This is a genomic window from Pseudomonas huaxiensis (genome assembly GCF_003231275.1).
Classification (GTDB): Bacteria; Pseudomonadota; Gammaproteobacteria; order Pseudomonadales; family Pseudomonadaceae; genus Aquipseudomonas; species Aquipseudomonas huaxiensis.
On sequence record NZ_QKVL01000001.1, the window covers coordinates 150,656 to 166,508 of the forward strand.

The window sequence follows — 15,853 nt, forward strand, 5'->3', positions numbered from 1 at the left end:
CGCTCCCACAGGCCCCCGCAAAACCTTGGGTCAGTGTTTGTCTGTGCACACAACTGTGTGGGAGCGAGCTTGCTCGCGAAGGGCTGCAAAGCAGCCCCAACTGGTTTAACTGACTGGCATTACCTAAAAAGCCAACCCTAAAAAAACCGCAGACTCAGTTAAGAATCACGACCGCAGGAAACTCCCGCACCTGCGCCGAAGTGATATGCGCCAGCGACCGCAGCGCTTCCAGCGGCTGATCGAGCCGGTAATTGCCGGTCACCGCGACCTGGTCGAGATTACCGTTGGTGCTGATGATCCAGCCGGGGTAGTAGCGGCGCAGTTCGGCCAGCACCTGGCTCAGCGGGCAGTTCTCGAAGATCAGCCGGCCTTCGACCCAGGCCAGGTCTTTTTGCAGATCGGCGCGTTCGCGCTGGCTGAAGCCGTTGGGGCCGACGCGGATGCTGTCGCCGCTGCTCAGGCGAATGCGCTGGTCGCTGCTGGCGAGCAGGTCGACATCGCCACGCTGCACCCGCACCTGGGCTTCGCCGTTGAGGTAACGCACGGCGAAATCACTGTCGCGCACGCTGGCGCGCAACGGTCCGGCTTGCAGTTCAAGCGGCTGGGTACGCCCGCCGGCCACTTCGAAGAAGGCTTCGCCCTGATACAGGCGGGCGACGCGCTGGCGGGTGTCGATATCGCTGGAGAACGCCGAGTTGGTGTTGAGCAGCACCCGCGAACCGTCGTCCAGTTGCACGCGCTGGCGTTCGCCGACCACGGTGAGGTGATCGGCCTGCAAACGCACGGGCAGGTTGCCGACGGTAAACACGCCGACCAACAACACCGCCGCCGTCGCCAGCGGTTTCCAGTGCGGACGCAGGCGGGCGAGAGGCGAAGGTTTGCGTGTTTCCTGCAACTGTCCGGCAGCCTGGCGCAGGGTGCTGCCATTCCACAGGGCTTCGGCTTCGACATAGGCGGGAGCGTTGGCTGGGTCGGCTTCGAGCCAGGCTTCGAAGGCGTGGGTGTCTTCAGGGCTGGCGCATTGCAGGCGGATCAACCAGTCCAGGGCCTCGCCCATGGCTCTGTCGCAGGCAGCCGGGTCCGGCGGCGAAGGGCTATGAGAGGGGTGGTCTGTCACGGGTGATCCTTGCGGCGAGGCGGGCGTAGATGGACGTCATGATCGGGGCTAACGACGGATCAGGCAAGCGGCCATCAGTTTCCGTTGAGCCGATCGGCCACACCTATGCAGATCGCCATGATCAGTTTCAGTTCCTTCTGCACGGTGCTGGCCGAGACGTCCAGTTGCTCGGCGATCTCCAGGTAACTGGCGCCGTGCAGGCGGCTGAGGATGAAGATGCGTTGCTGGCGCGGGGTGAGTTGCGACAGCGAACTGCTCAGGCGCTTGAGCAGTTGCGCGGCATGGGCGGCGTCTTCGGCGCTGCCGACCGGGGCGGCGACGTTGTGCAGGATTTGTTCGGGCACGTCATCGACCACGGTGCGCGACTGCACCCGGCGCGCGCGCAGGTGATCGAGGGCGAGGTTGCGCGCAGTCTGGAACACGAAGGGCTCCAGGTGTTCGATAGGCCGCTCGCCAAGGGCGCGGGTGACCCGCAGGTAGGTTTCCTGAAGCAGGTCTTCGGCGGTGCTGGGGTTGTCCACCATGCGCTGCAAAGTGCGCAACAGAGTGACCCGCTGAGCGAGGAAAACGGAGTTGAAGTGGGACTGGCTCACGGCGATACCCGAGCGGAATTTGCTAATGATAATGCTTATCATCAACCCCGTTGGTCAAGCACGAAGTACGACAAGGGTGTCAGTCGCTGTGTGAAAGCTCCTAGGCTGACACCCGCAAAGCCCCGTCTACCGCGCGTTCCACAGCGCCAGGCAGTTATCCAGCATCCGGTTGGAAAAGCCCCACTCGTTGTCGTACCACGCCATCACTTTGAGCAGCTTGCCGCTGGCTTTGGTGTGGTTGGCGTCGAAGATCGACGACAGCGGGTTGTGGTTGAAGTCGCACGACACCAGCGGCAGGTCGTTGTAGCCCAGGATCGGTGAGTTACGGCTGGCTTCCTTGAACAGCGCGTTGACCTCCTCGGTGGTGGTCTCGCGGGCGAGGGTGACGGTCAGGTCCACCAGCGACACGTTGATCACCGGCACCCGCACTGCCATGCCGGTCAGTTTGCCGGCCAGTTCCGGCAGCACCAGGCCTACCGCTTCGGCGGCGCCGGTCTTGCTGGGGATCATCGACTGGGTCGCGGCGCGGGCGCGGTACGGGTCGCTGTGGTAGCCGTCGGTCAGGCTCTGGTCGTTGGTGTAGGCGTGGATGGTGGTCATCAGCCCTTGCTCGATGCCCAGTTCGCGGTGCAGCACCTGGGCCACCGGCGCCAGGCAGTTGGTGGTGCACGAGGCGTTGGAGATGATCTGGTGCGAGGCGCGCAGGATGTCGTGGTTGACGCCATAGACTACAGTGGCATCCGCGCCCTTGGCCGGCGCCGAGATGATCACCTTGCGCGCCCCGGCGACAAGATGGCCGGCCGCCTTGGCGCGGTCGGTGAACAGCCCGGTGCATTCGAACACCACATCGACGGCCTCGGCTTTCCACGGCAGCTCCGCCGGGTTGCGGATGGCGCTGACGGCGATCCGGTCGCCATTGACCGTGAGGCTCTCCTGATCGAATTCCACGGTGCCAGCAAAGTGGCCGTGGACGCTGTCGTACTTGAGCAGGTGGGCGTTGATGGCACTGTCGCCGAGGTCGTTGATGGCGACGACTTGCAGGCCCTGGCGGTAGCCTTGGGTATAGAGTGCGCGGAGCAGGTTGCGGCCGATACGGCCAAAGCCATTGATTGCGATCCGGATGGTCATGGGACACCTCATGCGTCGCGCTGATTTTTGTTGTTTGAATAACTAGATTATTCAGTAACAGCCAGAAAACAAGCTGCAGTGTTGGCAATATTTTGTTTTAAATACTACCTATGATCGGTGGATACCTTGATTGCCCCCTCTTTTGAGCCTAGGCCGCAATCGTTTGGAAGGGAAACCGCCGCAGTGTTTGCAACCACCGTTTAGCCTGGAGTCCAGTTCATGCATCCGCGCATCCTTGAGGTCACCGAACGGTTGATCGCCCGTAGTCGTCCCACCCGAGAACGCTACCTGCAACTGATTCGTGGCGCGGCCAGCGACGGCCCGATGCGCGCCCGCCTGCAATGCGCCAACTTCGCCCACGGCGTGGCGGGCTGCGGCACCGAGGACAAGCAGAGCCTGCGCCTGACCAACGCCGCCAACGTCGCCATCATTTCCGCCTACAACGACCTGTTGTCCGCGCACCAGCCCTACGAGCACTACCCCGAGCAGATCAAGCGCGCCCTGCGCGACGTCGGCTCGGTGGGTCAGTTCGCCGGCGGCGTGCCGGCCATGTGCGACGGCGTCACCCAGGGCGAGCCGGGTATGGAGCTGGGCATCGCCAGCCGCGAAGTGATCGCCATGTCCACCGCCATCGCGCTGTCGCACAACCTGTTCGATGCGGCGCTGCTGTTGGGCATCTGCGACAAGATCGTCCCTGGCCTGCTGATGGGCGCGCTGCGCTTCGGCCATCTGCCGATGCTGTTCGTCCCAGGTGGACCGATGCCGTCGGGGATTTCCAACAAGGAAAAAGCCGAGGTGCGCCAGCGCTATGCCGAAGGCAAGGCCACCCGCGAGCAGTTGCTCGAATCGGAGATGAAGTCCTATCACAGCCCCGGCACCTGCACCTTCTACGGCACCGCCAACACCAACCAGTTGCTGATGGAAGTCATGGGCCTGCACTTGCCGGGCGCGTCGTTCGTCAATCCGTACACACCGCTGCGCGACGCCCTGACCGTCGAGGCCGCGCAGCAAGTCACCCGCCTGACCAAGGCCAACGGTGCGTTCACGCCGCTGGGCGAGATTGTCGACGAGAAAGTGCTGGTCAACTCGGTGGTGGCGCTGCACGCCACCGGCGGCTCCACCAACCATACCCTGCACATCCCGGCCATCGCCCAGGCCGCCGGCATCCAGTTGACCTGGCAGGACATGGCCGAGCTGTCCGAAGTGGTGCCGACCCTGTGCCACGTCTATCCCAACGGCAAAGCCGACATCAATCACTTCCAGGCTGCGGGCGGCATGTCTTTCCTGATCCGCGAACTGCTCGACGCCGGGCTGCTTCACGAAGACGTCAATACCATCGCCGGCCACGGCCTGCGTCGTTACACCCAGGAGCCGTTTCTCGACGGCGAGCGCCTGGTCTGGCGTGAGGGACCGGCGCAGAGCCTCGACGAGTCGATTCTGCGCCCGGTCGCGCGGCCGTTTTCGCCGGAAGGCGGCTTGCGGGTGATGGAAGGCAATATCGGCCGTGGCGTGATGAAGGTTTCTGCAGTGGCCGCCGAGCACCAGGTGGTGGAAGCGCCGGCGCGGGTGTTCCACGATCAGCAGGAACTGGCCGACGCCTTCAAGGCCGGCGAGCTGGAGCGGGATTTCGTCGCCGTGGTGCGCTTCCAGGGCCCGCGCTGCAACGGCATGCCCGAGTTGCACAAGATGACGCCGTTCCTCGGCGTGCTGCAGGACCGTGGTTTCAAAGTCGCGCTGGTCACCGACGGGCGCATGTCCGGCGCCTCGGGCAAGATCCCCGCGGCCATTCACGTCTGCCCCGAAGCCTATGACGGCGGGCCGCTGGCGCGGGTGCGCGATGGCGATATCGTGCGCGTCGATGGCAACAGCGGCACGCTGCTGGTGCGAGTCTCGGAAGAAGAGCTGGCCAGCCGCGAACTGCCGGCGGCACCGCTGGGCAATGACCTGGGCTGCGGCCGGGAATTGTTCGGTTTCCTGCGTCAGGCACTGAGCCCGGCAGAGAAGGGTGCCAGCGCCTTCACTTCGGCACTGGAGGGTTGCAAATGAAGGTTGCGCTGGTCGGTGATATCGGCGGTACCAACGCCCGTTTCGCCCTGTGGCGCGACGATGCCCTGCACGCCGTGCGGGTCTTTGCGACGGCGGACTACACCAGCCCCGAACAGGCCATCGGCGTGTACCTGGCCGAACAGGGCATCGCCCGCGGCGAGCTGGATGCCGTGTGCCTGGCGGTGGCCGGGCCGGTGTCCGGCGACGAATTCCGCTTCACCAACAGCCACTGGCGCCTGAGCCGCGAGGCGTTTTGTGCGACGTTGCAGGTGGCGCATTTGCTGCTGATCAATGACTTCTCGGCCATGGCCCTGGGCATGACCCGGCTGCGCGACAACGAGCGCACCACGGTCTGCGAAGGCGAGGCCGACCTGACCCGCCCGGCGCTGATCATCGGTCCGGGCACCGGCCTTGGCGTTGGCAGCCTGCTGCGCCTCGAAGAGGGGCGCTGGCTGGCGATGCCGGGCGAGGGCGGGCATGTTGACCTGCCGGTGGGCAACGCGCGGGAGGCGGCGATCCGCGAAGTCATTGCCGAACAGACGGGCCACGTCAGCGCCGAAACCGTACTCAGCGGCGGCGGCCTGTTGCGGTTGTACCAGGCCATTTGCAGCCTCGACGGCCACACGCCGACGCTCACCTCGCCCGCCGCCATCACTGACGCCGCGCTGGCAGGCGAGCCGCTGGCGCTGGCGGTGATCGAACAGTTCAGCCGCTTCCTTGGGCGGGTCGCCGGTAACAACGTGCTGACCCTCGGCGGGCGTGGTGGCGTGTACATCGTCGGCGGCGTGATCCCGCGCTTCGCCGGGTTGTTCCTGCGTAGCGGTTTTGCCGAAAGCTTCGCCGACAAAGGCTGCATGAGCGGCTACTTCAAGGGCGTGCCGGTGTGGCTGGTGACCGCAGAGTTTGCCGGTCTGCTGGGCGCCGGGGTGGCTTTGCAGCAGGCGCTGGGCTAGGGTCATTGCCCATACCGACAAGGACCCGCCGTTGTGAGCAAGTCGATTCTGCTGGTCGACGACGACCAGGAAATCCGTGAGCTGTTGCAGACCTACCTGAGCCGCAGCGGCTTTCAGGTGCAGGCCGTTGCCGATGGCGCGGGCTTTCGCCAGGCGCTGGATGCCGGCACCTGCGACCTGGTGATCCTCGACGTGATGCTGCCCGACGAAGACGGTTTCAGCCTGTGCCGCTGGGTGCGCCAGCACCCGCGTCAGGCGCAGGTGCCGATCATCATGCTCACCGCCAGTTCCGACGAAGCCGACCGCATCATCGGCCTGGAACTGGGCGCCGACGATTACCTCGGCAAGCCATTCAGCCCACGCGAATTGCAGGCGCGGATCAAGGCGTTGCTGCGCCGCGCCGGCTTCCAGGCGCCGGGAGGCGAGGTGCTGGTCTTCGATGAGTGGCGCCTGGACACGGTCAGCCACCGCCTGTTCCACCGCGACGGCGAGGAGGTGATTCTGTCCGGTGCCGACTTCGCCCTGCTCAAGCTGTTTCTCGATCACCCGCAGCAGATCCTCGACCGCGACACCATCGGTAACGCCACTCGAGGCCGCGAGCCGATGCCGCTGGACCGGATCATCGACATGGCGGTCAGCCGCCTGCGTCAGCGTCTGCGCGACACCGACAAACCGCCGCGGCTGATCCGCACCGTGCGCGGCAGCGGCTACCTGCTGGCGGCCAGCGTTGCGCCTTCGCACTGAGCCACGCTGGCGCCTGCCGCTGCCGCGTTCGCTGCTGGGGCGGATGCTGCTGCTGACCTTGTTGGTGGTGCTGGTGGCGCAGGGGCTGTCGAGTTTCATCTGGCTTTCGCAACTGCGCGCCAGCCAGCGCGAAGGCCTGGTGGCCAGTGCCCGCAGCCTCGCCCATTCGATGAGCGCCAGCGTCAGCTACTTCCGCTCACTGCCGCTGGCGTACCGCCCGCTGGTGCTCGACCAGTTGCGCAGCATGGGCGGCACGCGCTTCTTCGTTTCCCTCAATGACCGGCCGCTGGACATGCGCGTGCTGCCCTCGACGCCGCGCAAGCAGGCGGTGGTGTCGGCGGTGGACGAGGTGCTGCGCCAGCGTTTGGGCGAGGCGATGCAGATCTCCGTCGAGTTCGTCAGTCCGCAGGACCTGCGCATCTTCAACAGCGGCCTGAAACTGGACGAACTGCCGCGCTCCTGGGCGCACTACGCGCTGACCCTGGAACCGGTCGATCCGCCGGTGCTGGTGACCCAGATCCGCCTGGCCGAGGGCGAATGGCTGTACATCGCCTCGCTGCTGCCCGAGCCCTACACCAGCCTCGAAGACGAAGGCCTGCCGCGCCAGCAGGTGTGGTTCATCGCCCTGACCAGCTTCTTCCTGCTGCTGTTCATCGGCCTGCTGGTGCACTGGCAGAGTCGCCCGCTCAAGCGCCTGGCGCTGGCCGCGCGGGAAATGTCACTGGGCGCCGAGGTCGAGCCGGTGGTGGAGGGCGGCGGCAGCGAAGTGGTGGAAGTGGCGCGGGCCTTCAACGCCATGCGCGAGCGCATCAGCCGCTACCTCACTGAGCGCAGCCAGTTGTTCAGCGCGATTTCCCATGACCTGCGCACCCCCATCACCCGCCTGCGCCTGCGCGTCGAGTTGCTGGAGGACGAGGCGGTACAGGCCAAGTTCGGGCGGGACCTCGATGAGCTGGAGATGCTGGTCAAGGGCGCCTTGCAATGTGTGAAGGACACCGATATCCACGAAAACATCGAGCCGATTGATCTCGACCTGATGCTGGAATGCCTGGTGGAACCGTACCTGGCCAGTGGGCGGGTCACGGTGCAGGGTCGGGTCGAGGCGCCGTATCCCGGCAAGCCGCTGGCGTTGCGGCGCTGTATCGGCAACTTGATCGACAACGCGCTGAAGTATGGCGAGCGCGCTCACCTGCGGATCATCGACAGCGCTCACAGCTTCGTGCTTCAGGTCGATGACGAAGGACCGGGGGTACCGGCGCAGCAGTTGGAGCAGGTGTTCGAACCGCATTTCCGCCTGGCCGGGCAGCAGCAGGGGTATGGGTTGGGATTGGGGATTGCGCGGAATATCGCCCATAGCCATGGGGGCGAGGTGAGTCTGCGTAATCTGCGGGAGGGTGGGTTGCGGGTGACGTTGAGCTTGCCTCGGTATTTGGGGTGAGCTTGGTGCCACACTCATCGCTGCATGGGTATCTACACATCTCGTGGCGGTATGAAAACCATGAGGCGCCAGTCAGGAAACCGGGTAATGGCCACCAGGCGCTAGCCGACAGTTTTCTAGCGCTCTCAAGATCGAGCGCCGCCCGCGCGGCGCATCGCGAGCTAGCTCGCTCCTACATAGGTTGCAACGTGCCTATGTCTGTCAGGCCATAGTTGACCGCCTTGTTTGTACGACGCGGTGTCGAGTCGACCCTAACAGCCTCCCCGCGATTCATGGCCAAACGCCAAGGGCGGGCAACACCTCTCCGTCAGGCCATGGCGCGTTGCAACCTATGTATGAGCGAGCTAGCTCGCGATGCGCCGCGCGGGCGGCGCTCGATCTTGAGAGCGCTGAAGAACTATCGGCTAGCACTTGGTGGCCATGACCAGATCCTCTGACAGGCAGCTCGTGGCCGTCACACAATTCCGAGATGTGTAGACACCCATGCAGCGATGAGGCCCTAAAAACCACCACAGAATCAGCGACTCGCCAGTCATTATTTCGCATGTTAAATAATAGCTTTGCACTCATCCCTCCCAGGCCCACCATGACCAAGTCCTCCCACGCAATCACCTGCTCCGACGGCCTTATCCTCCGCGCCACGCTGTTCGGTGATCCCAATACCGCCAGGGCGCTGGTGCTGCTCAACCCCGCCACCGGCGTGACCGAGCGCATGTACGCGGCCTTCGCCAGCTACCTCGCCGAGCAGGGTTTCCTGGCCCTGACCTACAACTACCGCGGCGTGCAGGTCGGCACACCGGCCAAGGCCGTCGATGCCGGGTTCAGCACCTGGGCCGACCTTGACGTCGAAGCCGTGACCCACTGGGCCGCGCGGGAATTTCCGGACCTGCCGTTACTGGCGGTCGGGCACAGTTTCGGCGGCCACGCGTTCGGCTTGTGCGAGAGCAGCCGGCTGCTCAGCGGCGCGGTGATGATCACCTCACAAGCCGGCTGCCTGCGCTTCATCCGGCCAACCGCCGAACGCCTGCGGGTAACCGCCTTGCTCAAGCTGATCGGTCCGTTCTGTGCGCGGGTCCTCGGTTATGTGCCGGGGCGCAAACTGGGCATCGGCGAAGACCTGCCGGCCAAGGTGATGCTGGAATGGAGCCGCTGGACCTCGTTGACCAATTATTTTTTCGATGACCCGACGATGAACGCCGTCGAGCGTTTCCGCAGGCCCAGGATGCCGGTGCTGTCGATTGGCTTCGAGGACGATCCGTGGGCGCCCGCCGAAGCCATCGATCTGATGAGCAGCCACCTCACCGACTGCACCGTCGAGCGGCGCCAGTACGGCCCGGCGGACAGCGACGGCCAGGCCATCGGGCACCTCGGGTTTTTCCGTGAGCGCCACGCCAGCACCTTGTGGCCGGTGGTCAGCCAATGGTTGGCGCAACGCATCGAGGCACAAGACTGATGACTTTTGACCGCCGCTACATGTACCTGCTCAACACCGCGCAGAAACGCTTGCGCCGACACCTTGAGCAGCGCGCGGAAAGCCGCGCCGGGATCAGCGTGGTGCAGGCCGGCGCGCTGTTCGCCCTGCTGCGCCAGGACGGCGCCTTGAGCACGGAACTGGCCAGCCAACTGGATATCGCGCCGTCGGCGATGACCGGGCTGGCCGATCGCATGCTGCGCGCGGGCCTGCTGGAGCGCCGGGTCGATGAGCAGGACAAACGCATCAACCGGCTCTGGCTGACGGCGCATGGTCGTGACGTGGCGCTGACCGCCCAAGGCGAGTTGGCGCCGCTGAACCACAATCTGACCGAGGGTTTCAGCGACGCGGAAATGCAGGTGGTGTCGCGCTGGCTGGCGGCAGTGAGCGAGCGTTTCGGCTGAATGTCACCGGCTGGTGACATTCGCGCGTCCCTTCGTTACGTCGCGGCGCGGCAGGCTGATTAGACTCGAATCAAACGCCCGCCACCGTGCCGGCCATAACAACAAGAAAAGGTCTTTGCCGATGAATGCGCTTACCCGCCTCGCCGCTGTCGTGTCCCTCGCCTCCCTGTTCCCGCTCAGCGCCCTGGCCGATGATCCCGGCACGGTGGAAGTGCTGCATTGGTGGACGTCGGGCGGCGAAGCCAAGGCGGTGGAAACCCTGAAGGAACAGGTGAAGAAAGACGGTTTCATCTGGAAGGACAACGCTGTTGCTGGCGGCGGCGGTGCTGCGGCCATGACCGTGCTCAAGACCCGCGCCATCTCCGGCAACCCACCGGCCGCCGCGCAGATCAAGGGCCCGGACATCCAGGAGTGGGGCGCGCTGGGTCTGCTCACCGAACTGGACGACGTGGCTGTGGCCAACAAATGGGACAGCCTGCTGCCACCGAAAGTCGCCGAGATCATGAAGTACGACGGTCACTACGTCGCGGTGCCGGTGAACATCCACCGGGTCAACTGGCTGTGGATCAATCCGCAGGTCTTCGACAAGGCTGGGGCCAAGGTGCCGACCACCCTCGACGAACTGTTCGCCGCCGCCGACAAACTCAAGGCTGCCGGTTTCATCCCCCTGGCCCACGGTGGCCAGCCTTGGCAGGACAGCACCGTGTTCGAGGATGTGGCGCTGAGCATCCTCGGTCCGAAGACCTACCACGCGGCCTTCGTTGATCTGGATGAGAAGACCCTGACCGGCGCGCAGATGGTCGAGGTCTTCGCCACCCTCAAGCGGCTCGGCACCTACATGGACCCGAACCGCGCCGGGCGCGACTGGAATATCGCCGCCGCCGAAGTGATCAGCGGCAAGGCCGGCATGCAGATCATGGGCGACTGGGCCAAGAGCGAATGGACTGCCGCCGGCAAGGTTGCGGGCAAGGATTACCAGTGCGTGCCGTTCCCCGGCACGCAGGGCAGCTTCGCCTACAACATCGATTCGCTGGCGATGTTCAAGCTCAAGAACGCCAACGACATCAAGGCCCAGAACGACCTGGCCAAGGTCGCCCTGGAGCCTGAATTCCAGACCGTGTTCAACCAGAACAAAGGCTCGCTGCCGGTGCGCCAGGACATGGACATCAGCCAGTTCGACGCCTGCACCCAGAAGTCTGCGGCAGACTTCAAGCAAGCGGCGCAGGGCGACGGGCTGCAACCGAGCATGGCCCATAACATGGCGACCAGCCTGGCGGTGCAGGGGGCGATCTTCGATGTCGTCACCAACTTCCTCAATGATCCTGGGGCCGAGCCGGCGACGGCGGTGAAGCAACTGAGCGCGGCGATCAAAGCGGCCCGTTAGGGGGGCCATCGCGAGCAAGCTCGCTCCTACAGGAGTGCAGCATTGCTCAGAACCCTGTAGGAGCGAGCTTGCTCGCGATGGGTCGCAACGCGACCCAGTCGATCGGGACTTAATCATGAACACTGTAATCGCCCTACGGCGAGCCTCCCCCCTGGACGCCCTCCAGCGCTGGCTGCCGAAACTGGTCCTGGCCCCCAGCATGCTGATCGTCCTGGTGGGCTTCTACGGCTACATCCTCTGGACCTTCGTCCTGTCCTTCACCAACTCCAGCTTCATGCCCAGCTACAAGTGGGTCGGCCTGGCCCAGTACGCCCGGCTGATGGACAACGACCGCTGGTGGGTGGCGAGTAAAAACCTGCTGCTGTTCGGCGGCCTGTTCATCAGCATCAGCCTGGTGGTCGGGGTGCTGCTGGCGGTGCTGCTGGACCAGCGTATCCGCCGCGAAGGCTTTATCCGCACGGTTTATCTGTACCCCATGGCCCTGTCGATGATCGTCACCGGCACCGCCTGGAAATGGCTGCTTAACCCCGGTCTTGGCCTGGACAAACTCCTGCGCGACTGGGGCTGGGAAGGTTTTCGCCTGGACTGGCTGGTGGACCCCGACCGGGTCGTCTACTGCCTGGTGATCGCGGCCGTCTGGCAGGCCTCGGGTTTTGTCATGGCGCTGTTTCTCGCCGGCCTGCGCGGCGTCGATCCGTCGATCATCCGCGCCGCCCAGGTCGACGGCGCGAGCCTGCCACGCATCTACCTGCGCATCGTCCTGCCGAGCCTGCGCCCTGTGTTCTTCAGTGCGCTGATGATCCTCTCGCACATCGCTATCAAGAGCTTCGACCTGGTCGCCGCGATGACGGCCGGAGGACCTGGCTATGCCTCGGACCTGCCGGCGATGTTCATGTACGCCTTCACCTTCAGTCGCGGGCAGATGGGTATGGGTTCGGCCAGCGCAATCCTGATGCTGGGCGCGATTCTCTCGATCCTGGTGCCGTACCTGTATTCGGAACTGCGGGGCAAACGCCATGACTAGCTCGCTGCGCCTGAGTCGCCTGGCCATCTACGCAACCCTGCTCCTGGCCTGCGCGGTGTACCTGATCCCGCTGCTGGTGATGCTGCTGACCAGCTTCAAGACTCCGGACGATATCCGTACCGGCAACCTGCTCAGTTGGCCCGAGGTGATCACCGGCATCGGCTGGATCAAGGCCTGGGACACGGTGGGCGGCTACTTCTGGAACTCGGTGAAGATCACCGTGCCGGCGGTGCTGATCTCGACCCTGGTCGGTGCGCTCAACGGCTATGTACTGTCGATGTGGCGCTTTCGCGGTTCGCAACTGTTCTTCGGCCTGCTGCTGTTCGGCTGCTTCCTGCCGTTCCAGACCGTGCTGCTGCCGGCCTCGTTCACTCTCGGCAAGCTGGGCCTGGCCAGCACCACCACCGGCCTGGTGCTGGTGCACATCGTCTACGGCCTGGCGTTCACCACGCTGTTTTTCCGCAACTACTACTGCAGCATTCCGGGCGCCCTGGTAAGCGCCGCACGGCTCGACGGCGCGGGCTTCTTCACGATTTTCGGGCGGATCCTGCTGCCGATGTCGGTGCCGATCATCATGGTCTGCCTGATCTGGCAGTTCACCCAGATCTGGAACGACTTTCTCTTCGGCGTGGTGTTCGCCAGCGGCGACGCCCAGCCCATCACCGTGGCCCTGAACAACCTGGTGAACACCAGCACCGGGGTCAAGGAATACAACGTCGACATGGCCGCGGCGATGATCGCCGGACTACCGACCCTGCTGGTCTATGTACTGGCGGGCAAATACTTTCTGCGCGGGCTCACCGCTGGCGCGGTCAAGGGGTGAAACATGGCAACGCTTGAACTGCGCAACGTCAACAAGACCTACGGCAGCGGTCTGCCGGATACCTTGAAAGACATCGAACTGAAGATCGACTCCGGTGAGTTCCTGATCCTCGTCGGCCCGTCCGGCTGCGGCAAATCGACCCTGATGAACTGCATCGCCGGGCTGGAACAGATCAGCGGCGGGGCGATCCTGGTGGACGACGCCGACATCAGCGGCATGAGCCCCAAGGACCGCGATATCGCCATGGTGTTTCAGTCCTACGCGCTGTACCCGACCATGAGCGTGCGCGACAACATCGCCTTCGGCTTGAAGATCCGCAAGATGCCGGCGGCGGCCATCGATGAAGAGGTGGCGCGGGTGTCGCGGCTGTTGCAGATCGAGCACCTGCTGGCGCGCAAGCCCGGCCAGTTGTCCGGCGGCCAGCAGCAGCGCGTGGCGATGGGCCGGGCGCTGGCGCGGCGGCCGCGGATCTACCTGTTCGATGAGCCGCTGTCCAACCTCGACGCCAAGCTGCGGGTGGAGATGCGCACCGAAATCAAGCTGATGCACCAGCGCCTGAAAACCACCACGGTCTACGTCACCCACGACCAGATCGAGGCCATGACCCTGGGCGACAAAGTGGCGGTGATGAAGGACGGGGTGATCCAGCAGTTCGGCACGCCGCAACAAATCTACAACGATCCGGCCAACCTGTTCGTCGCCAGCTTCATCGGCTCGCCGCCGATGAACTTCATTCCGTTGCGCCTGCAACGTCGGGAAGGTCGCCTGCTGGCGCTGCTCGACAGCGGCCAGGCCCGTTGCGAGCTGCCACTGGGCATCAGCGAGGCGGGGCTGGAAGAGCGCGATGTGATCCTCGGTATCCGCCCGGAACAGATCAGTCTCGCGCCGACCACGGCCAACGGCCTGCCGACCATTCGCGCCGAGGTGCGGATCACCGAGCCCACCGGGCCCGACCTGCTGGTGTTCGTCACCCTCAACCAGACCAAGGTCTGCTGCCGGCTGTCACCGGACATGCCGGCGCAGGTGGGCGACAGCCTGAACCTGCAATTCGATCCGGCCCGGGTGCTGCTGTTCGACGCGGTCAGCGGCGAGCGCCTCGGGGCGATCGGCAGTTCGCGCAATGCTACTGGCAACGTGGCGCAGTTCAAGGGTCGTTGAAGATTGGCAACAACGCGTGATCACCATCGATAACAAGAAACGAGGAAATAACGGATGGAGTACTTCAAGCGCAGTCTGTCTTTGAGTCCGCTGGCGTTGCTGGTGGCCCTCGCGAGTAGCGGGGCGCAGGCCGCCGCGGCCTTCGACCCGTCATCGAAATGGATGAGCGGTGACTGGGACGGCAGCCGCACCGCGTTGCTGGAAAAGGGCTATGACTTCAGCCTCGACTACGTCGGCGAGGTCGCGGGCAATCTGCATGGCGGCTACAACCACGACCGCACCGCCCGTTACAGCGACCAGTTCGCCCTCGGGGTGAAACTGGATTTGCAGAAGGTCCTTGGCTGGCACGATGCCGAATTCAAGCTGGCGATCACCGAGCGCAGTGGCCGCAACCTGTCCAACGACCGCATCAGCGACCCGCGCGCCGGACAGTACAGCTCGGTGCAGGAAGTCTGGGGCCGCGGCCAGACCTGGCGGCTGACGCAGATGTGGGTCAAACAGAAGTACTTCGACGGCGCGCTGGATGTGAAAGTCGGCCGCTTCGGCGAAGGCGAGGATTTCAACAGCTTTCCCTGCGACTTCCAGAACCTGGCGTTCTGCGGTTCGCAGGTGGGTAACTGGGTCGGTGGCATCTGGTACAACTGGCCAGTCAGCCAGTGGGCGCTGCGGATTAAGTACAACATCACCCCGGAGTTCTTCGCCCAGGTCGGGGTGTTCGAACAGAACCCCTCCAACCTTGATACCGGCAACGGTTTCAAGCTCAGCGGCAGCGGCACCAAGGGCATGATCCTGCCGGTAGAGCTGGTCTGGTCGCCGCAGGTGAGCGGGCTGCCGGGGGAATACCGGCTGGGTTACTACTACAGCACCGCCAAGGCCGATGATGTCTTCGAGGACATCAATGGCCAGCCCCAGGTGCTGACCCGCGCTGCCAGCCGGCAGCATTCCAGCAAGCATGGTGCGTGGGTCGTGGCGCAGCAGCAGGTCACCACGCACAACGGCGACGCCAGTCGCGGCCTGAGCCTGTTCGCCAACCTCACCGTGCACGATAAGGCCACCAATGTGGTGGACAACTACCAGCAAGTGGGCCTGGTCTACAAAGGTGCTTTCGATGCGCGGCCCAAGGACGATATCGGCTTTGGCGTGGCGCGGATCCACGTCAACGACGACGTGAAGAAGAGGGCGGAGTTGCTGAATGCGGCGAGCGGTATTCAAGACTACGACGATGCGGGGTTCGTGCCGCTGCAACGCACCGAGTACAACGCCGAGCTGTATTACGGCTTTCACGTCACCAACTGGCTGACCGTGCGGCCGAACCTGCAGTACATCAAGAGCCCGGGGGCGGTGGACGAGGCGGACAATGCGCTGGTGGCGGGGGTGAAGGTGCAGTCGTCGTTCTGAGGTCGGGTTGTAGTAATTCTACAAACCTTGAGGGCCTCATCGCCGGCAAGCCGGCTCCCACAGGGTCGGCGAACACCACGTACCCTGTGTGGCTTGTCGGGGCGCCGAACCGCAGCGATGAGCATAGGTATCTACACATCTCATGGGCTCCAGGCAGTCCCGAAATTTGTAG

Annotated in this window: 14 protein-coding genes; 11 read left to right on the forward strand and 3 right to left on the reverse strand. The window is 64.4% G+C overall.

From position 1 onward, the window contains the following. Positions 1 to 154 precede the first annotated feature (154 nt). The 3 genes from DM374_RS00705 to gap form a co-directional block, all read right to left on the reverse strand. The gene (locus DM374_RS00705; RefSeq protein WP_110968133.1) at positions 155 to 1,117 is read right to left on the reverse strand and encodes a FecR family protein; all 963 of its coding nucleotides are present in this window, start codon (positions 1,115 to 1,117) and stop codon (positions 155 to 157) included. Between the two features lie 74 nt (positions 1,118 to 1,191). Continuing rightward, entirely contained in the window at positions 1,192 to 1,710 is a 519-nt protein-coding gene (locus tag DM374_RS00710) for an RNA polymerase sigma factor (protein ID WP_110968575.1), read from the reverse strand. A 126-nt stretch (positions 1,711 to 1,836) separates the two neighbouring features. After that, the gene (gene gap / locus DM374_RS00715) at positions 1,837 to 2,838 is read right to left on the reverse strand and encodes a type I glyceraldehyde-3-phosphate dehydrogenase (RefSeq protein WP_110968134.1); all 1,002 of its coding nucleotides are present in this window, start codon (positions 2,836 to 2,838) and stop codon (positions 1,837 to 1,839) included. Positions 2,839 to 3,057: 219 nt separating this feature from the next. Here gap and edd point away from each other — a divergent pair, with 219 nt between their 5' ends. From edd to DM374_RS00770, 11 genes are all read left to right on the forward strand, one after another. Then, positions 3,058 to 4,884: a phosphogluconate dehydratase gene (edd, locus tag DM374_RS00720; RefSeq protein WP_110968135.1), complete on the forward strand. Its 1,827-nt coding sequence runs from the start codon at positions 3,058 to 3,060 to the stop codon at positions 4,882 to 4,884. Continuing rightward, on the forward strand, positions 4,881 to 5,837 hold the full coding sequence (locus DM374_RS00725; RefSeq protein WP_110968136.1) for a glucokinase: 957 nt from the start codon (positions 4,881 to 4,883) through the stop codon (positions 5,835 to 5,837). Before edd ends, DM374_RS00725 begins: the two co-directional genes overlap by 4 nt. Before the next feature lie 33 nt (positions 5,838 to 5,870). Then, positions 5,871 to 6,581 (forward strand): response regulator, encoded by a 711-nt coding sequence (locus tag DM374_RS00730; protein WP_110968137.1) that lies wholly within the window; start codon positions 5,871 to 5,873, stop codon positions 6,579 to 6,581. 19 nt (positions 6,582 to 6,600) lie between these two features. Next, a complete protein-coding gene (locus tag DM374_RS00735; protein ID WP_177431504.1) occupies positions 6,601 to 8,019 on the forward strand; it encodes an ATP-binding protein in 1,419 nt (472 codons plus the stop codon). A gap of 586 nt (positions 8,020 to 8,605) precedes the next feature. After that, positions 8,606 to 9,472 carry an alpha/beta hydrolase family protein gene (locus tag DM374_RS00740; RefSeq protein WP_110968139.1) on the forward strand — a complete coding sequence of 289 codons (867 nt, stop codon included), beginning with the start codon at positions 8,606 to 8,608 and terminating at the stop codon, positions 9,470 to 9,472. Further along, positions 9,472 to 9,894, forward strand: a complete 423-nt coding sequence (locus DM374_RS00745) for a MarR family winged helix-turn-helix transcriptional regulator (RefSeq protein WP_095154261.1) — start codon at positions 9,472 to 9,474, stop codon at positions 9,892 to 9,894. The genes DM374_RS00740 and DM374_RS00745 overlap by 1 nt, the downstream gene beginning before the upstream one ends. A 121-nt stretch (positions 9,895 to 10,015) precedes the next feature. After that, a complete protein-coding gene (locus DM374_RS00750) occupies positions 10,016 to 11,278 on the forward strand; it encodes an ABC transporter substrate-binding protein (protein WP_110968140.1) in 1,263 nt (420 codons plus the stop codon). A 115-nt stretch (positions 11,279 to 11,393) separates the two neighbouring features. After that, positions 11,394 to 12,302 (forward strand): carbohydrate ABC transporter permease, encoded by a 909-nt coding sequence (locus DM374_RS00755; protein ID WP_110968141.1) that lies wholly within the window; start codon positions 11,394 to 11,396, stop codon positions 12,300 to 12,302. Further along, positions 12,295 to 13,125 carry a carbohydrate ABC transporter permease gene (locus DM374_RS00760; protein ID WP_110968142.1) on the forward strand — a complete coding sequence of 277 codons (831 nt, stop codon included), beginning with the start codon at positions 12,295 to 12,297 and terminating at the stop codon, positions 13,123 to 13,125. The genes DM374_RS00755 and DM374_RS00760 overlap by 8 nt, the downstream gene beginning before the upstream one ends. Positions 13,126 to 13,128: 3 nt before the next feature. Then, the gene (locus DM374_RS00765) at positions 13,129 to 14,283 is read left to right on the forward strand and encodes an ABC transporter ATP-binding protein (RefSeq protein ID WP_110968143.1); all 1,155 of its coding nucleotides are present in this window, start codon (positions 13,129 to 13,131) and stop codon (positions 14,281 to 14,283) included. A 54-nt stretch (positions 14,284 to 14,337) separates the two neighbouring features. Further along, positions 14,338 to 15,681, forward strand: coding sequence for a carbohydrate porin (locus tag DM374_RS00770; RefSeq protein ID WP_110968144.1), 1,344 nt, complete (start codon positions 14,338 to 14,340; stop codon positions 15,679 to 15,681). The last annotated feature ends 172 nt before the right edge of the window (positions 15,682 to 15,853 follow it).